At 63.6% G+C, this 23,307-nt stretch carries 17 protein-coding genes; 12 read left to right on the top strand and 5 right to left on the bottom strand.

From position 1 onward, the window contains the following. The first annotated feature begins 259 nt into the window (after nt 1-259). A complete protein-coding gene (locus FBY31_RS06250) occupies nt 260-1,327 on the top strand; it encodes a medium chain dehydrogenase/reductase family protein (protein ID WP_142038210.1) in 1,068 nt (355 codons plus the stop codon). Continuing rightward, the gene (locus FBY31_RS06245; RefSeq protein ID WP_142038208.1) at nt 1,327-3,174 is read left to right on the top strand and encodes a glycoside hydrolase family 15 protein; all 1,848 of its coding nucleotides are present in this window, start codon (nt 1,327-1,329) and stop codon (nt 3,172-3,174) included. The genes FBY31_RS06250 and FBY31_RS06245 overlap by 1 nt, the downstream gene beginning before the upstream one ends. A gap of 440 nt (nt 3,175-3,614) precedes the next feature. On the opposite strand, the gene FBY31_RS22990 is transcribed toward FBY31_RS06245, so the two are convergent. Next, complete coding sequence (locus FBY31_RS22990) at nt 3,615-4,106, bottom strand: Rv3235 family protein (RefSeq protein WP_200833322.1); 492 nt, start codon at nt 4,104-4,106, stop codon at nt 3,615-3,617. A 49-nt stretch (nt 4,107-4,155) separates the two neighbouring features. Beyond that, complete coding sequence (locus FBY31_RS06235; protein ID WP_142038205.1) at nt 4,156-4,986, bottom strand: LysM peptidoglycan-binding domain-containing protein; 831 nt, start codon at nt 4,984-4,986, stop codon at nt 4,156-4,158. Nucleotides 4,987-5,130: 144 nt separating this feature from the next. Between FBY31_RS06235 and FBY31_RS06230 the strand changes: the two genes are divergently transcribed. After that, entirely contained in the window at nt 5,131-5,697 is a 567-nt protein-coding gene (locus FBY31_RS06230; protein ID WP_142038202.1) for a hypothetical protein, read from the top strand. Nucleotides 5,698-5,745: 48 nt separating this feature from the next. Here the strand turns inward: FBY31_RS06230 and FBY31_RS06225 are convergent, their stop codons facing one another. Next, nucleotides 5,746-5,961 (bottom strand): helix-turn-helix domain-containing protein, encoded by a 216-nt coding sequence (locus FBY31_RS06225; RefSeq protein ID WP_018768505.1) that lies wholly within the window; start codon nt 5,959-5,961, stop codon nt 5,746-5,748. Between the two features lie 157 nt (nt 5,962-6,118). Between FBY31_RS06225 and FBY31_RS06220 the strand changes: the two genes are divergently transcribed. Genes FBY31_RS06220 through FBY31_RS06205 form a run of 4 tightly spaced genes read left to right on the top strand, consistent with a single transcriptional unit; the run spans nt 6,119 to nt 14,472 of the window. Then, nucleotides 6,119-6,763: a hypothetical protein gene (locus tag FBY31_RS06220; RefSeq protein ID WP_142038199.1), complete on the top strand. Its 645-nt coding sequence runs from the start codon at nt 6,119-6,121 to the stop codon at nt 6,761-6,763. After that, complete coding sequence (locus tag FBY31_RS06215) at nt 6,760-8,067, top strand: AAA family ATPase (protein WP_142038197.1); 1,308 nt, start codon at nt 6,760-6,762, stop codon at nt 8,065-8,067. Before FBY31_RS06220 ends, FBY31_RS06215 begins: the two co-directional genes overlap by 4 nt. 56 nt (nt 8,068-8,123) lie before the next feature. Continuing rightward, on the top strand, nt 8,124-12,977 hold the full coding sequence (locus FBY31_RS06210) for an NAD-glutamate dehydrogenase (RefSeq protein WP_142038194.1): 4,854 nt from the start codon (nt 8,124-8,126) through the stop codon (nt 12,975-12,977). A gap of 28 nt (nt 12,978-13,005) precedes the next feature. Beyond that, nucleotides 13,006-14,472: a sensor histidine kinase gene (locus tag FBY31_RS06205; protein ID WP_142038192.1), complete on the top strand. Its 1,467-nt coding sequence runs from the start codon at nt 13,006-13,008 to the stop codon at nt 14,470-14,472. 94 nt (nt 14,473-14,566) lie between these two features. Here the strand turns inward: FBY31_RS06205 and FBY31_RS06200 are convergent, their stop codons facing one another. Continuing rightward, nucleotides 14,567-14,815 carry a WhiB family transcriptional regulator gene (locus FBY31_RS06200; protein WP_015937605.1) on the bottom strand — a complete coding sequence of 83 codons (249 nt, stop codon included), beginning with the start codon at nt 14,813-14,815 and terminating at the stop codon, nt 14,567-14,569. Nucleotides 14,816-15,046: 231 nt separating this feature from the next. Between FBY31_RS06200 and FBY31_RS06195 the strand changes: the two genes are divergently transcribed. Next, nucleotides 15,047-15,520: a hypothetical protein gene (locus tag FBY31_RS06195; RefSeq protein WP_442858167.1), complete on the top strand. Its 474-nt coding sequence runs from the start codon at nt 15,047-15,049 to the stop codon at nt 15,518-15,520. On the opposite strand, the gene FBY31_RS06190 is transcribed toward FBY31_RS06195, so the two are convergent. Further along, nucleotides 15,504-19,619, bottom strand: a complete 4,116-nt coding sequence (locus FBY31_RS06190) for an FtsK/SpoIIIE domain-containing protein (protein ID WP_142038189.1) — start codon at nt 19,617-19,619, stop codon at nt 15,504-15,506. The genes FBY31_RS06195 and FBY31_RS06190 overlap by 17 nt on opposite strands. A gap of 157 nt (nt 19,620-19,776) precedes the next feature. Here FBY31_RS06190 and FBY31_RS06185 point away from each other — a divergent pair, with 157 nt between their 5' ends. The 4 genes from FBY31_RS06185 to FBY31_RS06170 all read left to right on the top strand — a co-directional run bounded on the left by FBY31_RS06185 (nt 19,777) and on the right by FBY31_RS06170 (nt 23,267). After that, entirely contained in the window at nt 19,777-20,361 is a 585-nt protein-coding gene (locus tag FBY31_RS06185) for an acyltransferase (RefSeq protein WP_235012946.1), read from the top strand. 124 nt (nt 20,362-20,485) lie between these two features. After that, entirely contained in the window at nt 20,486-21,673 is a 1,188-nt protein-coding gene (glf, locus tag FBY31_RS06180; RefSeq protein ID WP_142038184.1) for a UDP-galactopyranose mutase, read from the top strand. Next, nucleotides 21,670-22,536 (top strand): ABC transporter permease, encoded by an 867-nt coding sequence (locus FBY31_RS06175; RefSeq protein ID WP_142038181.1) that lies wholly within the window; start codon nt 21,670-21,672, stop codon nt 22,534-22,536. The genes glf and FBY31_RS06175 overlap by 4 nt, the downstream gene beginning before the upstream one ends. Next, a complete protein-coding gene (locus FBY31_RS06170; RefSeq protein WP_142038178.1) occupies nt 22,536-23,267 on the top strand; it encodes an ABC transporter ATP-binding protein in 732 nt (243 codons plus the stop codon). Before FBY31_RS06175 ends, FBY31_RS06170 begins: the two co-directional genes overlap by 1 nt. Nucleotides 23,268-23,307 lie beyond the last annotated feature (40 nt).

Below are 23,307 nucleotides of genomic sequence, written 5' to 3'. Positions count from 1 at the left end.
CGGATTTCGCTTCGGATCCGCCGGAAGCGAGCGTGAAGACGCAGAACCGGACCGCCATGGGTCGTTCGCGGAGGTAGGTCTGAAGCTGGGCGTGAGCGCCGGGGAGGTCGGCGTGGGCGTGCCGGCTGCGCCCCGCAGGACCGGTAGTGAGATTAGCACCTGAAGATGAGCACTGAGACTTCTCCAGTTCCCCGTCTCCTCCTCTTCACTGGGTAGAAAGACTCTATTTCAGCTAGCCGAGTTGCCTCAGGCTGACCCTATGAAGCGCGTCGTTGTCGAGCAATTCGGTGGCCCGGAGGTCATTAAAGTGGTGGAGGACCAGGAGCCTCAGCCTGCACCCGGCGAGGTCGCTGTCAGGGTGTTGGCCGCCGGTGTGTCTTTCACAGATTCGCTACTACGCGCCGGTACCTACTTCCATGTCCCAAAGCCGCCGTTTACCCCCGGTTATGAACTCGTGGGTGTCGTGGAGGAACTCGGCGCCGGCTGCTCCCGGCTCCATGTGGGGGACCGAGTTGCTGCATTGACAGTCTGGGGCGCCTATGCGGAACGCGTTTGTGTGCCTGAGGCAGAGGCAGTGGAGGTGCCCGAGGACCTCGACCCTGCAGAGGTTGTCTGCCTCGTCCTGCCCTACATGACTGCCTATCAGGCGCTCCACCGGGTGGCGAAAGCGCAGCGGGGTGAGACTGTACTGGTGCATGGAGCGGCCGGCAGAGTGGGTGTCGCCGTCCTTGAACTTGGCGCGGTGGCCGGACTCCAGCTTTACGGCACTGCCTCCGCCAAGGACCGCGCGACAGTCGAGAAGCTCGGCGCGGTAGCCATCGACTACCAGAGCGAGGACTTCCTGGCTCGCGTGCGTGCCCTCCCGGGAAGAGGAGTGGATGTGGTGCTGGACGGGATCGGGGGCCCGCTGTCGGTCCGCTCGTTCCGCGCGCTGCGTCCCGGCGGCAGACTTGTTGTGTTCGGTCATTACCAGACGCTGTCCCATGGGCGCAAGAGCCGGTGGGGGTGGTTCAAGTGGTATGTTGCGACGGCGGCCGTCGCCGTCCGGGGCCTGCTTTCGCCCCGCCGTCACGTCCTCGCCTACCGTGTTCAGAAAGTGCATGAGCCAGCCCCACCGCTGGCCGTGGGAGGAGGACCCCGGGTTCCGGAATGGTACCGGGAAGACTTCCGCGCACTGCTCGACCTGCTTCGCCGCGGGCAAATCCACCCGATTGTGGCCGGGCGCCTGCCGCTTACCGAGGCCCGGCACGCGCACGAGCTCCTTGAGCATTCGGCGGAGCAGGGCAAGCTGGTGCTGGTGCCGGAAGGCGCGCAGGGCACTGCCTGATGACCGACAACGCCGGTGGCGGTCACTCGGGGCGACCGCCCCGAGCCCGGTACCTGCCCATTGCGGAGCACGGCCTCATCGGTGACCTGCACTCCGCGGCTTTAATCGGTACGGACGGGACCGTCGATTGGTACTGCTGTCCCCGGTTTGATTCTCCCAGCGTCTTTGGCGCTATCTTGGACGCCGACAAGGGCGGACTGTTCCGCATCGCCCCTGAGCAAGGCGGCTGGACGTCCAAACAGCTCTACCTGCCGGACACCAACATTCTCATCACGCGCTTCCTGATGCCCGACGGCGTGGGGGAAGTCCAGGACTTCATGCCCCCGCCGCAAGCTGGCCGGGCGGCGCACCGGCATCAGATGATCCGCAGGATAGTCGCCGTGCGCGGGCACGTACGCTTCGTCGTCGAGGTGTCTCCCCGCTTCGACTATGGCCGTGCGGACCACGACGTCACGGTCACTGAGAACGGAGTTGTCTTCAGTTCTCCTGGCTTGTCGCTCGGGCTCTGGGCACCATGCCCGCTCGAGGTTGTCGGGCACCGTGACGTACGCGGCCGGATCGAGCTCCACGCGGGGGAGACGTCCACGTTCGTTCTCGAGCAGGTGGAACAGGGCGAAGGGCCGGCAGTGCATTCCGATGCCTGGGTCGCCGGCGAGTTTGATGCAACTGTGGCCTTCTGGCGGCAGTGGCTGAGCCGCTCAACCTACACTGGGCGGTGGCGGGAGATGGTGAATCGTTCGGCACTCACACTGAAACTGCTGACCTACGCACCGACCGGCGCCATGGTGGCTGCCCCCACCACGAGCCTGCCGGAGGTGGTGGGTGGCTCCCGCAACTGGGACTACCGCTACACCTGGATGCGCGATGCCGCGTTTTCCGTTTACGCGCTGCTCCGAATTGGATTTACGGACGAGGCAGTGGCCTTTATGCAATGGCTGGAAGGGCGCTTCCGGTATACGGAAGAGCGTGAATCAGGGCCTTTGCAGGTCCTGTACGGCATTGACGGGCGGGAGCACCTTGCAGAGGAAGAACTCCCGCACTGGGAGGGATACATGGCATCGGCTCCTGTCAGGATCGGCAACGGAGCGGCAACCCAGCTCCAGCTGGACATTTATGGCGAACTGATGGACTCCGTATACCTCTGCAACAAATACGGGCGGCCCCTTTATCACGACGGCTGGGTGCAACTGACCCGCAATCTCGAGTGGCTGATCGACCACTGGGACCAGCCTGACGAAGGGATCTGGGAGACGCGTGCCGGCCGCCAAAACTACACCTATTCGCGCTTGATGAGCTGGGTGGCCCTCGAACGTGCGATCCGCATCGCCCGCCAGCGCGGCCTGCCCGCGGACATCCAGCGATGGATGGGTGTCCGGGATACCATCTACGGGCAGATCATGGAGCGCGGCTGGAACCCTGCCCGCCGGGCTTTCGCCCAGCATTATGACTCGCAGGTTCTGGACGCGTCCCTGCTGCTCATGCCGCTGTGCAAGTTCCTTGCGCCCACCGACCCCCGCTGGATATCGACCCTCGACGCCATTACTGCGGAGCTCGTATCCGACAGCCTCGTCTACCGCTACAACGCCGAAGCATCTCCGGACGGGCTTGCGGGCAGGGAGGCGACCTTCTCGATGTGCTCCTTCTGGTGGGTGGAGGCGCAGGCACGGGCCGGCCGGCTCGACGAGGCCAGGTTTGCCTTTGAAAAGATGCTCACCTATGCAAACCACGTGGGGTTGTATGCGGAGGAAATCGGGCCGACAGGTGAACAGCTGGGCAACTTTCCCCAGGCCTTCACGCATCTGGCGCTGATAAGCGCCGCCTACAACCTGGACCGGAAACTCGGGTGATTCCCCACCACGGCTGGTGCTCATCAGGATCCCACTTACGTCGCACCGTCCCGGTCAGCAGTGGCCCGGGAGCGGGACAGGGCAAGTGCAGATGCCACCAGCCCACCGGAGGCGTGCCGTTCCACAAGGCTGACTCGAGCAGGTTGGCTATGTCCGGTTTCGCCGCTGCTCCTTCACGCCGGGCAGCGCCTCGCTTGCGCGGCTCCAAGCACTATCTGCGGGTAGGTGGTCCTCGCCCCGAGCTTCTCTGACAAGAGGCGCCGGCGCCACCGGGCAGAGCAGCTCGGCATCGGACAGCCCGGGTCTGTGCCCGGACCGCCCGTCCCGGGACACGCCGACAGCGCACATTAACGAGTCCAACTTTCGGGAACCAGTTCAAATTTCCGGGGCCTGCTCCAGTTTCACTGCGGTTCCGGTACCGCTCCCCGGATGCCGGTCCCTCAGCCAATGACAAGCTCAGTGACGCGCCATACCTGCTTGCTCCGCTCCAGCCGGACGGCCACAGCCCGGGCACGGACGTCGTCCACCACCACTGCGCTGGCCTCGTAAATCCCATCAGCCACCTCGCAAACGCGGACCGAGCGGACAGTGGAATTCCTGTGCAGCCGTGCCAGTGCGGGATTGTTCGTCCGGCCCACTTCCCGTCTAATCAGGCAGGCGCGGTGCTGCAGCGCCGACAGGCACCGCGGGTCGAGCCGGCGGGCCAGCTGGTGGACGGGGCGGATTCCCGCGAGCACCTCCATTGCTGCCTGGACCGTGCCCCGGGTGATGGCACGCACCTCGGACAGCTCATCAACGGGCCGCAATCCTCCAGGAGTTCCGGCTTGTGTTGGTGCTGAATCACCCGCAGGAGCCGGCACGACACGGCGGGGAGGGGGATTCTTCGCCCTGCCAGGTCGCTGGCCGGCCCTGATCGGTGTCACTGCAGTCATTGCTTTCCCCTTAATTAGCGGCCGGGAGACTTGGGAGCCCGGCCAGTAGTTATGCCGCGGACGGCGGCTGAAGAATTTGTCCCGGAAGCAACACATCGGGGTTCTGGCCGATGAGGGCACGGTTTGCCTCGAACCATCGGGGCCACTCCATGGCGATCTCAACATCAGTTGCTCCCGGCCCCTTGGCGGATGCGGCGATGTCCCACAACGTGTCCCCGGCGAGGACCGTCACGGACGCGGCTGCCGTTCCGCCGTCATTGGCGCTGCGCGCCGCAGGAGCCGCCAGAAACCCTGGGCTGACCACCGGGGCGGCCGGCTGCCAGCCCGGCTCGGGCATGGACGGGGGAGCTGCGTTGTCTTTCGGGGCTTCCTTAAGCGGTGGACGAGCCATCGCCGGGTCGGTGGCATATGCATGATCGGCGGGGCTGGGTGAGCCGGTTCCGTTTCCTGGATCCGCGGGGGCAGAGGAAACATGCTCTTGGCTGGGCGCCCACTCCGGTCCCGGACCGGCGGTCTCTGCCTGCGCGGCAGGCCCGGCCACGAGCTGGACTGAAAGGGCAGCAAGAACAAGCCGCTGCATAAATGCCGGCGACAACCTCCGGGTTAGTGCTGCGGCGCGAAGCTTGCCCATCCGGTCCAGAACTGTTGTGGCTCCGGCCAGAAGCAGGGACAGAAACCACCAACCCACCAGGACTGCTCCGCTGATGGCTGCGGCTGCTCCCAGCAGGTCCTCCGCGCGAAGTCCCTGGCGACGGGCCGAGGACTGCTGCCATTGCTCAAGTAACCCGGCACCGAGAACAAAGAGCAGTACACCAAGCAGCAGGATGGCCGCAGCGCTTATGGCATCCGTCCACGTATTTGCTCCAGCTTGCTTTGTCATCACGTTCCCAGTTATTTGATGTGGTTTGGTAGCATTTGATGCAACTGGACTCAGTTTGCACTCCTTTATCTTTCTTTGTCCAGACGTTGGAGAGAAAAAGTCCGGTGCGTTGACCCGGCGGTACTGGGGCCCTACGCTGGCCAAATGCGCTGGGATGCACTCTTCAATGACCTGGAAAGCCAATTCGCTGAGGGGGACCGGCTGGCCCTCAACGCGGAGGTCAATGAGCGGGCAAGGGCGGAGATGGTCGGCCTGGAGCTGGCGGACCGGCTGCGCGGCGTGCTGGGCTGCCGGCTTACCGTCTACCTGATGTCAGCAGAGTCGTTTACAGGCACGCTGATGCATGCCGGCGGAGATGCGCTGGTCCTGCACGAAGAACAGCACCAGATTCTCATTCCTTATGCAGCCGCAGCACGTTACGTGGGACTGGGCAGGCTCTCGGCCACCGAAACATCCCGGGTCCGCAAGCGATTGGGGCTTTCCCATGCTTTGCGCTGCATGGCCAGGGACCGGGCGGAACTGTCAGTCCTGGTCGGGAATGCTTCGGGATCTGTGCGGCTGGCAGGGGTCATTGACCGTGTCGGAAAGGACTATCTTGACCTCGCCGTCCTCAACCCGGGTGAGGTGCGGCGTAACCATCAGGTCAGTCAGGTTGCCACCATTCCCTTTACTGCCCTGGCAGCCATCCGGTCGCTCCGGACAGCCGGGTGAGCTTCAGTATGCTGCCGTCCCGGGCGGGAAATAAGCGCGGGGCAGGAGTCAGACTGACTTGGACCTGGACTCCTGGATCATCCGGCTTGCTTCGGCGTAGCGTTCCTCGATGTACTGCTCAAGCATCTTTTCCTCCACCCGCCACTGGCCCCTTCCGCCAACCTGGATAGCTTTGAGCTCGCCGCTGCGCACCAGGGCGTAAGCAGCCGGGGAATTGATCTGGAGCTGTTCCGCGACATCTGCAAGCGTAAGAAACCTGGGCATACGTCCATTTTGCCACCGCTGGATATGTTTTGCTGGCGTTATCCACAATTTGATCTTGTTTGAATTTATGACTTTTGTTCCTGGGCCCCTGCCGCAACAATGGGGAGTCGGGGCACATCGTGGAGTTCCCGAAGCACATTTGGGGGGAGAAAAGGTAATGGTTCCTGAGTCATCTGTCACGGCGGCCAGGCTGAAACAGCCTTCCTGGAAGGATCCCCGCCTGCTGGTTGGTGTCCTCCTGGTGCTGGCATCTGTGGCGGGCGTCATTTTCCTGGTGGACAGCGCGGACCGGACCACGGAGGTTTACGCCGCCAGGGACGGCATCGCGGTGGGCGAAAAGCTCACGTCCGGCAATGTAATCCGGGCCAAGGTCAGGCTCGGTGAGGTTGAGTCCCAGTACATCACAGCCGAGTCGGGGTTGCCGGAGGGCGTCGTCGCCGTGCAAAGGATCGGCAAGGACCAACTCGTTCCGCGGGCCAGCCTCGGCGCAGTGGACGAACTTGACCGCAAGCCGGTTGCCCTGACGATCGAAGAGACGCTGCCTGCCCAAGCGGTCCCGGGCGCCAGGGTAGACGTTTGGATCGCGCAGCCCGACGCGCGGAATGGATTCAGCGAACCGAAGCTTCTTCTCCCCGGCGCCGAGATAGCGGAGGTCGCCGAAGGTGCCGCTGCCCTCGGATCCTCCCGGACCACCGTCCTGATGGTGCTCGTCGAAGACGCCCAGATGCCCGCCCTGCTGGGTGCACAGGCCAACGAAGCGAAAATTTCCGTGGTTTGGAACCCAGGCGGCGGAACTCGATGAATATTCCCGTCATCACCGTCGGGCAGAGCCGCGAGGACCTGGTCGGCGGGCTGGAGCGCCTGCATGGACCGGTGACAGTAGTGCGGAGATGCGAAGAACTCACCGAACTGCTGGCAGCGTGCCAAAGCGGGCTGGCGCGGGCCGCGGTAGTGGCCGACGGCTCCGAGGATCTCACCGCCTCCCTTGTAGACCGGCTTGGGGCCGTGGGCGTGGCCGTCATCGCACTGACAGACTCGGTAGAGGAAGCTTCCAGACTGCGGGGGATAGGAGTGGCTTCAGCTTTGACCGGGGTGGAATCCGCGGTGCTCTCGGACAGGATCGCCGAGGCGGTGGCCCTCCTCGCCGGGGGCGTTCCCCCGGGAGCACCCCGCAGCTCCCCGGCCGATCCTGGCGCGGCCCTCACCCCCGTTGAAGCGGGCACGGGGAAGGGTCCCGAAGAGCCCGGGCCAGGGCGAATCATCGCTGTCTGGGGGCCGGCAGGATCGCCGGGCCGGACAACCCTTGCGGCCAATATCGCCGGTGAACTGGCCGCTCAAGGAAAAACGGTCCTCCTTGTGGACGCCGACAGTTATGGGGCGAGCATAGCGGCGGTGCTGGGTCTCATGGATGAGTCCGCCGGCCTCGCTCAAGCGTGCAGGCTCGCCGACCAGGGCCTGCTGGATACGGAGGCCTTGAAGAAAGTGGCCACTCCCGTTGCCACTAAACTGGGCTCCTTCCGTGTGCTCACCGGCATCACCCGTGCGGACCGCTGGACCGAACTCCGGGCATCGGCCCTTGCCTTGGTGCTTGAGCGTGCGAGGCAGATTGCCGAGGTTGTTGTGGTGGATACTGGCTTCTGCCTCGAAGCTGACGAGGAACTGAGTTTTGACACGATGGCTCCCCGGCGGAACGCGGCCACCCTGCGTTCCCTTGAGCTCGCCGACACCGTTTACGCCGTTGGCGCCGCGGATCCTGTCGGAGTGCCACGGCTGGTCCGCGGCCTTGCGGAGCTTGACGCTGCGGTGCCGCAGGCCGCGCCCGTCGTCGTGATAAATAAGGTGCGCTCCTCATCCGTGGGCCGGGCTCCTGAGCGGCAACTGCAGGACGCTTGGGCGCGCTATGGTCCTGCATGGGAAATCAAAGCCTTCCTGCCGGACGACGGAGCGGCGGCGGATGCGGCGCTGCTCGGAGGCTCACTGTTGCTGGAGGTCGCACCTGATTCTCGGCTTCGGCGGGCCATCGCCGAACTCGTTTGTGCACCCGCCCAGCAAAAGTCGAAAACCTCTGTATTTTCTTCCACAGCAAGGCGGAAACTAAAAGACTAGGCTCGCCGTAAGAGCTGCGACGATGCAGCGAATACTTGTGATGGAGGCGTTTGTCGATGTCGTCTGGATCCAGCGTGGAGGATCAGCCCCTTGCCATTGAAGGCCTGGAAGGCTTTCTCGGGGACTACTATGAGCACCTGGCCGAAGAGGACGCCCGGGCCTACCCCGCGGATGTGTTGACCGCGCGGGCGGTAGGACACCGGGGCGTTGCTTCCATCCGGAAACCCGGCCACGCGAATATCTCCATCCATGATGAGGAAGACAGCAGCGTGGTCTTCGTTGTCACCGACGACATGCCCTTCCTTGTCGATTCCGTCAACGCAGAACTGGTCCGCCAGCACGCGGCGATCAGGCTGGTGGTCCACCCTCTGTTCGTTGCCGCCCGCAACACGGAAACCGGCGAACTGGCGAAGGTCAACAAGGTCCCCTCCCATATCGGCATCTCCAGCGGTGACACCGCTGCCATGCCCAGCCTGTCGCACCTGATAGCCCAGGGTGAAAACGCGTCGTACATGGAGTCGTGGATCGCCGTCGAGATTAACCGCATCTCGGACAAAGCCAAAGACTCGCTCCTGGAAGGCCTGGGGCGGGTACTCAATGATGTCCGGGCGGCGGTGGAAGACTGGCCGAAGATGCGCCAAAAGGCGCTGGAGATCGCCGAGAACCTGGACAAGGTGGCCAACCCGGTGCAGATCGCCGAACTGCGCCAGGCGCAGGACCTCCTGCACTGGCTTGATGACGGCAATTTCACCTTCCTCGGCTATCGCGAATACGACCTGGTCAACGTGGACGGGGAAGACGTCCTGGAACTGCGTGAAGACAGCGGCCTGGGACTGCTGCGCGCTGCCGCGGACTCCCCGCACATCCAGCACCTGACTGACACCGGCAGGAAGAAAGCACGCGAAAAGCGTGCCCTTGTCATCACGAAAGCCAACTCGCGCTCCACCGTCCACCGGTCCGCGTACCTCGACTACATCGGGGTCAAGAGTTTCGACGCCGCAGGCAACGTCAACGGCGAGCAGCGCTTCATCGGCCTCTTCGCCACCAGCGCGTACACCGGCTCCGTCCGCAACATCCCCATCGTCCGGGAAAAAGTCGACGCCGTCCTGAACATCGCAGGCTTCCCGCCGGACTCGCACTCCGGTAAGGACCTCCTGGGCATCCTGGAAACCTACCCCAGGGATGAACTCTTCCAGATTGAGGTCCCGGATCTCGCCGCCACGGCCCTGGGCATCCAAAAACTGCAGGAACGCCGGCGCACGCGGCTTTTCCTGCGGCCCGACATCTACGGCCGCTTTATGTCCGCCGTTGTCTACCTTCCCAGGGACAGGTACACCACCAACGTCAGGCTCCGCATCGAGCAGGAACTGCGCGAAACCTTCCAGGCCGTGTCCATCGACTATGAGGCGCGGATGACAGAGTCTGCCCTCGCCAGGCTCTTCTTCCGCATCCGCCTGCCCAAGGGTGCCGACGTCAGCCATGTCAACACTGAGGAACTGGAAAAGCGGCTGGTGCTTGCCGCCCGTTCCTGGAGCGAAGGCATCGCCGAGGTCCTGCGCGACGGCCGGGATGTTGCCGAGGCCAAGGAGCTGGCAGCCGTCTGGTCGGAAGCATTCCCGGCGAGCTACCGGGTGGATTACGAGGTGGAGGACGCCCTCGAGGACATCGCCCGCTTCGAAAAATACGGCGCGGCCGCAGAGCGGACGGCAGGTGCAAAGCAGGAACGCCCCGGGGTCCACGTCTACCTCCCGGAAGGGGCGGGGGCGACACTGGAGGAGGATGCCCGGGTCAAGCTCTACATGCTGGAGCCGAAGAGCCTGAGCCAGATCCTTCCCTTCTTCCACAACCTTGGCCTGGAGGTGCTCGACGAGCGCCCGTTCGAGATCGAGACCGCGGACCGCCGGGACTTCTTCCTGTACGACCTCGGCTTGAAATACCCCTCGGGGGTGGATCCGCTGGCCACCAACCAGCTGCTTGCTGATTCCTTCGGTGCGGCGGTGACCGGTGCTGCAGAGTCCGACGCCTTTGACAGGCTGGTCCTCCGGGAGGGACTGCAGTGGCGGCAGATCACGGTGCTGCGCGCCTACGCCCGGTATATGCGCCAGATGGGCAACGCCAACTCCTTCGGGTTTATGGCGGACACGCTGCTCGGGAACCCTGACGTGACCAGGGGCCTCACCGCGCTTTTCGCCGCCCGCTTCGATCCTTCGCTGAGCGAAGACCAGCGGGTTGAGGCCCAGGCTTCCGTACGTGCAGAACTGGCAGAGGCCATTGAACAGGTTGCCACCCTGGACGCCGACCGGGTCCTGCGGACCTTTCTTAATCTGATCGAATCCACGCTCCGGACCAACTTCTACCAGTACAAGCCGCACCTGAGCTTCAAGCTGGATCCTGCACAGATCAAGGGGCTGCCCTTCCCGCGCCCCATGTTCGAGATCTGGGTCTACGCCCCCCGCGTCGAGGGTGTCCACCTCCGGTTCGGCAAGGTGGCCCGCGGCGGCCTGCGCTGGTCCGACCGGCGTGAGGATTTCCGCACCGAAGTCCTTGGCCTGGTGAAAGCTCAGACGGTGAAGAACGCCGTCATCGTGCCCACCGGGGCCAAGGGCGGTTTCTTCGCCAAGCAGCTCCCGGACCCAGCGGTGGACCGGTCCGCCTGGATGGCTGAAGGCATCGAAAGCTATAAGACGTTCATCCGCGGCCTGCTCGACCTCACTGACAACCTGCTCACGGAGGGCGACGGCGAGCGGCTCGTGCCGCCGTCGGACGTTGTAAGGCACGACGACGGCGATTCCTACCTCGTGGTGGCGGCCGACAAGGGAACCGCAACCTTCTCGGACATCGCGAACGGCCTGGCCGCGGAATACGGGTTCTGGCTCGGGGACGCCTTTGCGTCCGGCGGGTCGGTGGGCTACGACCACAAGGCCATGGGCATTACCGCCCGGGGCGCGTGGGAATCAGTGAAGCGCCACTTCAGCGAGCTGGACCTGGACACGCAGACGCAGCCTTTCAGCGTGGTGGGTGTGGGGGACATGTCCGGCGACGTGTTCGGCAACGGAATGCTCCTTTCCCGCCACATCCGGCTGATTGCCGCGTTCGACCACCGCCACATCTTCCTCGACCCCAACCCGGACGAGGAGACCTCATTCGTGGAGCGGCAGCGATTGTTCGAACTGCCCAGGTCTTCGTGGGACGACTACAACAAATCCCTGATCAGCGAAGGCGGCGGTGTGTTCCCCCGCCAGGCGAAGTCGATACCGGTGTCAGCCCAGGTGCGGGTGGCCTTGGGACTTCCCGCGGATACGACGGAACTCAGCCCGCCCGAACTTTTGCGCGCCATCCTGCTGGCGCCTGCCGACCTGCTGTACAACGGCGGCATCGGAACCTATGTCAAGGCGAGCACTGAGACCAACGCCTTGGTGGGGGACAAGGCCAATGATGCGATCCGCGTTGACGGCAAGGACCTGCGCGTCAAGGTGGTCGGCGAAGGCGGAAACCTCGGTATGACGCAGCGGGGCCGCATTGAGGCAGCGCTGCAGGGGGTCATCCTCAACACTGATGCCATCGACAACTCTGCCGGGGTTGACTGCTCGGACCACGAGGTCAACATCAAGATCTTCGTGGACCGGATGGTGGCTGCCGGGAAGCTGTCTGCGGAAGAGCGGGCCGGTTTCCTGGCGTCGATGACAGACGAGGTGGGGCGCCTGGTCCTGGAGGACAACATCGACCAGAACATCCTGCTGCTGAACGACCGTACCCGCGTGGCCGAGTGGAGCCCGAGCTACGAGCGGCTGATGGACTGGCTGGAGAAGAAAGCCGACCTGAACCGGGAGCTTGAGGCGCTGCCCACGACGGCGGAGCTGCAGGAGCGGCTGCAGCAGGGCCAGGGCCTGACCTCGCCGGAGCTGTCCGTGCTGGCCGCCTACGCCAAGATCGAACTGGCCTCGGCGCTTCGGGACAGCGACCTGGCTGAGGATCCCTGGTTCCGGAAGACACTGCGGGCCTACTTCCCGGAGGAACTGCGGGATCGCTTTGACGCGGAGCTGGACACCCATCCGCTGCGCCGCGAAATCATCGCCACGGTGGTGGCCAACGACATGATCAACCTTGGCGGTATCACCTTCGCCTTCCGGACCATGGAAGAAACATCGGCCTCCGAAGTTGCTGTGGCGAAAGCCTTCGTTGCCCTGCGCGAGGTTTACGAGCTCGACGCGATGGTCGAGGAGCTGAACAGCCTGCCGGCGTCGTTCCCCACCGAGCACTGGAGCACCGTCCACCTGGATATCCGCCGGCTGCTTGACCGGGCGGTCCGGTGGTTGCTGGGGCAGGGAAGCGTGTCCCGTCCGATTGCCGGCGTAGTGGAAGAATTCAAGCCCCTTCTGGACCCGATGCGTGCCCGCCTGCTGGACTACCTGCGCGGCGACGACCGGGACCGGGTTGCCGGGTGGCTTGAAAAGGGGCGCGAGTGGGAGCTTCCCGAAGGGCTCGCACTGCGGTGGGCGGAGCTGTTCGAGAGCTTTGTCCTGCTGGACATCGCGAAGATCGCCCGGGTGCGCAAGAACCCCGTGGAGGAGATCGCTGCGGTCTACTACACCGTTTTCAACCGCTTCCACGCGGACTCACTCCTGGAACGGATCAGCAGCCTGCCGCGGCAGGACCGGTGGCAGGCGCTGGCCCGTGCGGCCTTGCGCGATGACCTGTACTCCACAGTTTCGGACATAACGACGGCGGTGCTGGACGCCACCGCTGCTGCCGATTTACCGGAGGCGCGGCTCAAGGACTGGGAAGCGCAGAACGCGGAACAGTTGGGCCGGGCAAAGAGCATGTTCGATGAGGTCAATGCCCTCGAGGCCGATGATATGGCCTCACTATCGGTAGCATTGAGGCTCTTGAGGTCAATCGTCCGACGCTAGCCAGTGCTGCGTCGCAAATGGAGGTGCAGTGGCAATCTTTACGGACCCTATCAGGGAACACGCTGATTTCGGGCCGGGCGATGCTGAATGGCTGCACCTCCTGGTCGGGGACTGGCAGATGGTCGCGGACCTCGCGTTCGCCGACCTGGCGCTCTGGTTCCCCCACCCGGACCACGGGTATGTCGCGCTGGCGCATGTCCGGCCCTCCACCACGCATACGGTGTTTCATGGCGACTTCGTGGGGGATCCCATCCGCTCGGACCTCCAGCCGCTGGTGGACAAGGCCTGGAACAGCCGCTCCATTGAGCGCTCCAGCGAAACCAACTGGAACAGCGACATGGCGCTTCGGGTGGAGGCCGTTCCCATGGTGCGGAACGGGCGCACCCTGGCCATTGTCACCACACACATGGACCTTTCGAGTTCGCGCATGCCTTCCCGGCTTGAGCTGACGTACCGGCAGTGTGCCTACGACCTGCTGCGGATGGGCACCCTTGGCCTCTGGCCGGACTTCGCCTCGCCCACGGGTTCCCGCCGCGGCGCCCCCCGCGTGGGGGACGGGCTCATCAGGCTCGACGCCGAGGGCGTGGTGCAGTACGCGAGCCCCAACGGCGTTTCCGCTTTCCGGCGCCTCGGTGACGGGGAATCGTTGGAGGGGCGCTCGCTGGCCGAGGTCACGGCCAGCCTGCTGAAGGACCGCCGGATGGTGGACGAAACCTTGCCTCTGGTGGTCACCGGCCGGATGCCGTGGCGCAGCGAGATCGAGTCCCGGGGTGTGAGCCTGTCACTCCGGGCCATCCCGCTGCGTGATGAGCAGCAGCGCTTCGGCGCACTGGTCCTCTGCCGCGACGTGTCCGAACTCCGGCGGCGCGAGATGGAGCTCGTGACCAAGGATGCGACCATCCGCGAAATCCACCACCGGGTTAAGAACAACCTGCAGACCGTGGCCGCGCTGTTGCGTATGCAGTCCCGCCGGATGGTGAGCGATGAGGCGAAACAGGGGCTTGAACAGGCGATGCGCAGGGTGGCAACCATCGCACTCGTTCACGAAACCCTGTCCCAGGGCCTGACGCAGAGTGTGGACTTTGATGAGCTGATCGGCCGGCAGTTCCGGCTTTCGGCGGAAGTTGCGTCGCCATCGCAGCAGGTCAGGACCGAGCGTTCGGGCATGTTCGGTGAGCTGCCGAGTGATTTTGCCACCCCGCTGGCGCTGGTGATCAATGAACTCGTTACCAACGCTGTGGAACATGGCCTTGAGGGGCGGGCGGGTACTGTCTGGCTTCTGGCTGACCGCTCCGAAGGGGATGACGGCGAGGAGCTCACCGTGACCATTGCCGACGACGGTGTGGGCCTTCCTGACAAGCCCCACGTTGAGGGCCTTGGGCTGCAGATCGTCCGCACGCTGGTTACGAGTGAGCTGGGCGGGAGCATCCAGTGGCTCCCGCGCGAGGGTGGCGGCACCGCAGTCCAGATCCGGCTGAGCTTGGCGGCCAAGTAGCGGGAACAGCAGAAGGCCCTGGCGGCAACCCTTGCGGGTTGCGGCCAGGGCCTTCTTTAAGTTTCTTCAGCCAGCCGTTCAGTGCCTGGCGGAATCAGGAGGCCCGGCGGGCACGGGCTGCGCGGCGCTTCAGGGCGCGGCGCTCGTCCTCGCTCATGCCGCCCCATACGCCGGCATCCTGGCCCGACTCGAGAGCCCACTGCAGGCATGTGTCCACTACCGGACACCGGCGGCAGACGCTCTTGGCTTCCTCGATCTGCAGGAGTGCCGGGCCTGTGTTTCCAACGGGGAAAAACAGTTCCGGGTCCTTTTCGAGGCACGCTGCGCGGTTACGCCAATCCATGCTGATCAGTTGCTCCATTTCTGGGAAGTGCCCTTTGTGAAATTATTCACTAGTAGCTACAAAGGAAAGGGGCCCGGCAGGGCCCCGTTGGTCATCTGAATCAAGCCTGTCATGTTAACGCTGTGTAAACAAGGGGTAATAAGGCTTGAAATCGCCGGAACGCTGAGCGATGCATCACAGTGGCGGTAGTGGTCCTCACCACTGTTCGACTATGTCCGGTAGGGTGCCAGTGTGTCAAGACCTCCGGAAAACCCCGCAGACCCGCAGATTCCATCAGGGGAGCCCGTGCCGGAGCAGCCGGCCGGCGGGGCCCGTCCGCGCGCTGTGCTCGTGGTGGCGGTGATCGTGGCCGCCGAGGCGACTGCCCTGTTGTCGGCAGCCGCCTGGTACGGCTACCAGCTTGCGACCGGGAGCCCGGTTCTTTCGTTCTGGGGCGCCGTGTTCACGCTGGGACTGCTGCTGGCATGCTCGGCCTGGCTGTGCGCGGTTTCACTTTTTCTCTACCGGGGGTACCGGTGGACCAGGGCCGCCGCCCTGGTGGCGCAGCTGTTCGTCCTCACCATCGGCTTCCCTACACTGAGTGCCGGCCTCCCGCTGGCCGGGCTGGCCATGCTGGTTCCGGCCATCATCGCGATTGTGCTGCTGTTCCAGAACAAACTCATCACTTTCGCTTCCCGTACCGGGGGTTCTACGCCGGCCCTCTGACCGGTTCGTCTCCGTCCTGGACGGGCAAAGCCGCCCAGCCCACCTGCATGCTCGTTGCCGCGCCTTGGGAGATCAGTACCCCTCTACCAGGTGGTGGGTTGGCCTCCACTTCGAACCTGATTCCAAAGAGGTCACCATCGGGCAGTGAGCGCGGTGCCAGCAGCACTCCCGTGCCGGACGCGCGGGACTTCATGACCAGCGGCACGCGCTGCAGGAGCAACGGGCTGTAATTGGCTGTAACCACCACCGCGTAGCCCAACGCGTTCAACTCCGACAGGTGCTGCAGGGCTTCGGCGGGGAGAAGATCGGCATCGTCCACCAGCGCCACCGTCCCTCGGCACATGTCGCCCGCTGCCGCTGCCGCCAGCGACTGCTGCCAGAAGTCGCCGGGAGCGTCTTCGTCCTCGGAACAGAGCCATGGCCCGCCTGCCGGGTTCATTAACGGCAGCGCGCGCAGGAAGTTCGTTTTCCCGGAGGCCGGGCCGCCAAGGACTGTGAGCACGCCTCCGTCCTGAATACCAATAGACGCCGGCTCGAGCTCGTCACCGCCAACGCCAATCAGCAGGTGGCGGCTCTTGCTGCTGCTTGACCGGCTGGTGCCGCCTGCGGTTTTGGCCTCCCTTGGAGAGCCGGGGCGGTATGTTGCAGAGCTGGTTTCGGCAGGACCGAGCTTGGCCGCTGGCACCAGTGCCGGAAGTTGCTCGACGCGGAACGGACGTTTTGCCGGGGCCTTTTCTCCGGCTGGTCCGGGCTTTCGCAAGCTTCGAGGGTCCCGGCTGTACAGCTGGCAAGCAGCGGGGCGGCCGCCGGAGACGGGACCGAAGGCCACGGCGCGTCCCTGGAGTTCGGCCGTTGCCGGCATGCGGGGCCACGCTATCCGGCTGTCCGGATTCGATCCGGCCGGAAAGTAGAGCCGGTTCGGAAGCGAAGCGAACGTCCGGGAACTGACAAGTTCCCTGTCACCCGCAATCATCACCACGATGTCCGCCCGGCTGCCGTCGCGGACAAGATCCTGGAGGAGGTCTTCGGCCCAGGCTAAGGGCCCTGCCCGCAACGCGGATATCCATGATCCCCACCCGGATATGGCGAGTACCAAGGGGGTCTCGCCCGCCCTGCCAGCCTGGCTTAGCCGCCGGGCCATCTCCTGTTTCAGGCGCTGGAGTACGCGGACCGCCCGCCTCGGCTCATCTGGGCCCACATGCGCTCCGATGTGTCCTGAATTGGCCAATTCAACGAAATTGCCGCCTGCGTCCAGTAGGTAGCCGTGTGCCTCCACGGGGCTGAGGACCAGCCGTGCGACGGCGAGTTCAAGGGCCTCCAGGGCGCCGGAGGACGGGCCGCCGACCAGCGCCAGATGACTGTGCCTCGCGGGCTTCCAGACCAGGGGCACGATTTTTTGCTGTTCCGGCAGATCCATCAGGCCGAGTTCGATCAACCATTCGGTGCTTCCGCCGCTGCCTGACGGGACCAGCGACGTCTTGTTGTGGTGGGCTGGCAGGTTTGAAGGCAGGGGAGCCGCCACCGGTCGGCGAGGCGCCTCTCCCTGTTGGCTGCGCCACAGGTCCTGCACCATGGCGATCAAGGGGCGGGCAGCCTGGCAAGGTGTCTGCTGCCCGGCCGTCTGCTGCTCATCACCCTCACTGCCTGCACCCTCGGTTCCATCAAGTGAAAGGCAGTCCACGGCGAGTTGCACCCTAACAGCGTCCGCCTGGCCAGACTCGGCAGGAGCCGTCCCGATCGTGGCGGTCTGGAATTCCTGCGGAGCCTCTTTCCCCCGCGACAGGAAGGCCCGTCCCGGTGTGCCCACGCTGATGCCGGCTGCGTCTTTGGTGTTGATGATGTCGCTGGACTCCATGTCGGATTGCACCCTGAGGGCAATGCTGGAGGTGACATTGGCCCGGATGTCCGCCGTGACGGCTCCCTGCGGCCGCTGGGTGGCCATGACCAGGTGGATCCCCAGTGAACGGCCGATCGCCGCGATCCGCATCAGTTCGCGGAGTGCCTCCGGTGCATCATCAACGAGCATCCTGAATTCATCGATGACGATGACCAGATGGGGGAGCGGGAAGGTGCGGGAAGCCCCCGTGGAGCTGTATGCAGCGAGATCCGGCACCCCGGCGGCCGCCAGTGCTTCCTCGCGCAGCCTGATCTCGGCCCTGAGTGAGGCAAGGGTCCGCTCAAGCTCGTAGGTGGACAGGTCGGTCAGCAGGCCCACGCAATGGACCAGTTCCGTCAGGGGGCCGAGCCCGGACCCGCCCTTGAAATCAATCAAAAGGAAGTTCACCCGGTCGGGTGGATGGGTGAGGGCCAAAGCCAGGGTGAGGGTGCGGAGCAGTTCTGACTTGCCCGAGCCCGTGGTGCCCGCGACCAGCAGATGGGGGCCATCGGCGTTGAGGTCAAGGCTGCGCGGTCCGGTTGCGCTGATGCCCAGTGGAACGTGTAGCGCCGGGGTATTGGCGCTCGCATCCCACCGGGCGGCAATGCTCTCCGGAGAGAGCGGCAGCAGTTCCCGGAGCGAACAGGAGCGCGGGACAGTTTTGCGTCCCTTGTCCGGCGGATCAGGTTGCCCTGCAAGCTTTCGGCAGAAATTAGTGAAGACTGCCTCCGGGGCCAGATCCGGGACGAAGACTACGTCACCTGTCGGGCCTCGAAGGATGGATGTCCGCTCGGAAAGCTGTACCTCCCAGGTGCAGTCATTTCCGCCGCCAGCCGAGGGGAACTGAAGGACCTGCCAACCAAGCCCTGCCGCCGTAAGCGACGTCACGTCGTCGTCCTGTGCATTGGAAGCTCCCAGCACGATGAGGACACCCCGTTGATGGGCGGGTTCGAGCACTTCGGCCAGAATCCGGCGTGCCTCGTTGTGGGAAGCGGTGAGAGTGGTGCCCGGCAGGTACCGTGCGCACAGAGGAAGGCGATCCGCATCGCCCACTATGAGGATGCGGGTGGTGCGGGCCCTGGGGTAGCCGGCGAGCTGCATTACGAGGGAACGGACAAGGCCGTCAGCCACGGCTCCTGGCCCGCGGAACGTTGTCTTGGGAATGCCCGGATCCAAAGCTACGGGCACGGTCCCCGCGGACGGAACGCGGACGGACGAGGGCGTGGGCTCAACTGTCACGTTCGCCGCTTGTGGAGCCTCGCCGAGCCGCAACCAAACCCCGCCCCCTTCAGCGGAAGCGTCGCAGGCAACCGGCGTTTGGCCGCCTTGCTGCTGACGGGCGGCCAGCACGAGCCGTGCCAGCGAGGGCCCTGCCCGCTGTCGACGTTTCCGGTCTTCTGCCACGGCGGCAGCAACAGCGTTGGCAAGGTCACGGCGCTGACGGCGACCGGCAGCCAGGGGCACGAGGACGGATACCGCCGAGGCGGCCGAAAAGGCGAGGAACATCCACATACCCGTGACCACCGCAAGCCCTATCCCGATCAGCAACGGAAGGACCGCCGTCAGGATGAGCATGGCCCGGTTGCCTGTCTCCGTTCGGCCCGCGACGGTGAGAGGCTGCTGCGTCGACATCCCGGCCGGCGCGAGTGTACTTTCCGGCAGGTCCATCAGGACCAGTGACATCATTGTGTTCCCGCAGCGGATGACTGAGTCCGTGGAGATAACGGCATTTCGGACCCTCTCGCCGTCGACATGGATGCCGTTGGCGCTGTCCAGGTCAACGATCATGATGTCCGTTTCCGTGACATCGAGGCGTGCGTGTTCCCTGGAGAGCTCGGGGTCGGGGATCACTATCCGGCTACCACTGCGGCCAATGGTGTACGAACCCCGGCGTAACGGCACCACCGTCCCGGCGCCGACGCCGCTGTGGACCGCCAGGGCCAGGCGGGCATCGTCACTGAGCGCCCGTCGTCGGAGTTTTCTGGCCCCCGGCTGGGAGGCGCCATCCACGAGAACTGCCCCGTTAATTAGTGGCGCCGTACCTACGCTGAGAGATCTCAGATCCTTGCCGCTGGCGGACACGGCTCCGGTCCCGAACTGGCGCGCCAATTCGGTTTGGATGTCAGAGCCAGCGGTGCCTTCCGGAGCCTGGATAGTGAGTTCCAGGGGTGGTTCCTGCAGCCCGGATACCGGGCTGCGGACGAGGGTGCAATGGAATTTCATGGGTACAGATCCTCACGGCCTTTGAAACCCACGCTACTCAGCAGGTCGACCCAGCACCCGGTTGAGTTTCCGTATGTGGACAATCTGCGGCGCAGCTCGGTTAGGATCGCTTGAAACATCGATCGCAGACGCGGTCGCCGGCGATAAAGGAGCCCCTGTGAGCACAGTTGCAGTCACCGCTGATGTGTCTGAGGAATCTGTCGTAGGGGCAGGGACAAAAGTGTGGCATTTGGCACAGGTCCGGGAGTCCGCACGCGTGGGGGAGAACTGCGTCATCGGCCGCGGGGCTTACATAGGGCCCGGCGCCACGCTCGGCGACAACTGCAAGGTCCAAAACTACGCGCTCGTGTACGAGCCCGCGGTGTTGGAAGCGGGCGTATTTATTGGCCCTGCAGTCGTGCTGACCAATGACGTTTTTCCCCGTGCTGTGACTCCCGACGGCGCACTGAAGACAGAGGATGACTGGGACAAAGTCGGTGTAACCGTCCGCGAGGGCGCCGCCATCGGTGCCCGCGCCGTCTGTATCGCCCCGGTGACCATTGGGGCTTGGGCAACGGTCGCAGCAGGTGCTGTTGTCACTAAGGATGTGCCGGCCTTCGCCCTCGTTGCGGGCGTACCCGCCCGGCGTGTTGGTTGGGTTGGGAAGGCGGGCCACCCGCTGCAGCAGGAGGGCGGGGAGTGGGTGTGTCCCCGGACCGGGGTTCGGTACCTTGAGCAGGAGGGGGTCCTGGCCGAGGCGTAGCGTTAGACCTTACTGGTGGGCTGCGGCTGCCGCCTGATTCGACGTGCGCCACGGTGCCTCGGGTAGGCTAGAGCAGCAGACAATGCGCACCATTGCGCTGCCCGCATTCAAACCAGGAGATTTTGTGACCGCTGACCTTGTCATCGTAGGGTCCGGCTTTTTTGGCCTGACAATTGCAGAACAGGCCGCTACTGAGCTCGGCTTGAAGGTCGTTGTCATCGACCGCCGCCACCACGTCGGCGGCAATGCCTACAGCGAAAAGGAAGAGCAGACCGGTATTGAGATCCACCGGTACGGCGCCCACCTTTTCCACACATCCAACGAGCGGGTGTGGGAGTACGTCAACAGGTTCACCACCTTCACCAACTACGTGCACAAGGTTTACGGCGTGCACAAGGGCGAGGTTTATTCCCTGCCGATCAACCTGGCCACCATCAACCAGTTCTTCCGCGCCAACCTCACGCCGGGCCAAGCCAGGGACCTCATCCAGGAGCAGGCGGGCGAGCTCGCAGGAACTGATCCCCAGAACCTCAATGACAAGGGCATCCAGCTGATCGGCCGCCCCCTGTACGAGGCATTCATCAAGCACTACACCGGCAAGCAGTGGCAGACGGACCCCAAGGACTTGCCTGCCGGCATCATCTCGCGGCTTCCCGTGCGCTACAACTATGACAACCGCTATTTCAATGACAAGTACGAAGGCCTGCCCACCAACGGCTACACGGCCTGGATCGAAAAGATGGCCGAGCACCCCAACATCGAGGTGCGGCTGAACACCGACTTCTTCGACGAGTCGCATGAGTACAGCAAGAACAAAGTTGTCGGCAATATCCCGGTGGTCTACACAGGCCCCGTCGACCGCTACTTCGACTACGCCGAAGGGGACCTCTCCTGGCGCACCATTGACTTCGAGGAAGAGGTGCTGGACGTCGGAGACTTCCAGGGCACGTCCGTCGTGAATTACAACGACGACGACATCCCTTACACGCGCGTGATCGAACCACGCCATTTCCACCCAGAGCGTGACTACCAGACCGAGAAGACGGTCATCATGCGCGAGTTCTCGCGCTTTGCCGAGAAGGGCGACGAGCCCTACTACCCGGTCAACACCTCAGCGGACCGGGAACGGCTGCTCAAGTACCGCGATCTCGCTGCCGCCGAAAAAGACGTCCTGTTCGGCGGACGGCTCGGCACCTACAAGTACCTGGACATGCACATGGCCATCGGGGCCGCGCTGAGCATGTTCGACAACAAGATCCGGCCGCACTACGAAAGCGGCGCCCTGATTGAAAGCGGAGGAGTGGACGCTTGAGCGCTGCAACCCTGACGCCTCCTGACAAGGGCGGCGGACTCATTGACGTGCTTCGCCATCGGGAGCTCCTGCGGCTAATTGTGCGAAAAGAACTAAAGGTACGTTACCGTAGCTCCGTACTTGGACTGCTGTGGAGCTATGTCAAACCAGCTGTTCAATTTGTAGTTTTCTATTTTGCCCTGGGGGTTTTCCTCGGACTGAATAAACAACCGAACTTTGTGATCTACATGTTTTCCGGAATAATTCTTGTCAACTTCTTTTCTGAGGCTTTTGGGCAAGCGACGCGATCAATCGTTGCGAACGGAGCGTTGGTCAAGAAGATCTTTCTTCCGCGGGAGCTGTTTCCGGTAGCCTCCGTCTGGGTCGCCATCGTGCATTTCCTTCCCCAGTTGCTGATTCTTTTGACCGCCTGCCTGTTCTTCGGTTGGAGCCCGTCGGTGATACAGCTGATCGGCGCCGTGGGAGCGTTTGTCATCGTGACCATGCTCGGCCTCGGGCTGGGACTCTTCTTTTCTGCTGCCAACGTCATGTTTCGTGATTCCGAGAATATCGTCGATCTCATGCTGATGATGGCGACATGGCTTTCCCCAGTCCTTTACGCCTGGTACCTGGTCCGGGACACCTTGGGTGAGACGTTCTATTTCTTTTACCAGCTTAATCCCATGACTATTGCCGTGGAGCTATTTCATGCGGCCTTTTGGTTCCCCACGGATGCGGTACAGAAGGCCCGTGAGAGCGCTCCGCTGCCCGAGCACCTAATTTCGTTATGGTTGCCGGTCGGCCTACTTATTGCGGCGTTCTTCTTATTCTTGGGACAAACTGTATTCCGTCGCCTTGAGGGCAGATTTGCGCAGGAGCTGTAGTGGAAAATGAAGCAATCGTTGTTGAAAATGTGTCTAAACGATTCAACCTCCGCCATACCCGGTCCCTAAAAGAAACCGTTGTTTGGCTCTTCAAAGGCCGACGTGGGGATTTGTCCTCTACTTTCATGGCTTTGGACGGCGTTGATTTGACGGTTAGCGCCGGAGAGTCTGTAGCATTGCTCGGTTACAACGGATCGGGTAAATCAACCCTGTTGAAGCTGATATCGGGTGTCATGGGTTCGGATAGCGGGCGTGTCCGCACCCGAGGCAAAGTGGCTGGCTTGATCGAGGTCGGTGCGGGCTTCCACCCGGATCTCACTGGGCGCGAAAACGTGTACCTCAACGGCGTAATCCTTGGTATGACCGAACAAGAGACGACGGATCGTTTCGATGAAATCGTCGAGTTTTCTGAAATCGGCAAGTTTATTGATACCGAGGTCAAGTTTTACTCGTCTGGCATGTTCCTGCGCCTGGCGTTTTCTGTTGCCGTGCACACGCGGCCTGATGTATTCCTCATCGACGAAATTCTCTCGGTCGGTGACGAGCCTTTTCAGAAGAAGTGCCTCGCTCGTGTGCAGGAGCTGCGCTCGTCCGGCACCACCCTTGTTGTGGTCAGCCATGATTTGGACATGGTGAGCAAGGTGTGTGACCGGGGCGTGGTGTTGCGTCAAGGCCGTAAGGTAGCGGACGGTCCCATCGCAGATGCCGTCAGCCTGTTGCGTGAGAACTGATGGAATCAATAAAGGTGGAGTCTTTTACACCGGAAGGAAA

This window comes from Arthrobacter sp. SLBN-100, from assembly GCF_006715305.1.
In the GTDB taxonomy this organism is placed as follows: Bacteria; Actinomycetota; Actinomycetes; order Actinomycetales; family Micrococcaceae; genus Arthrobacter.
This window is presented reverse-complemented; position numbering and strand designations above follow the sequence as displayed.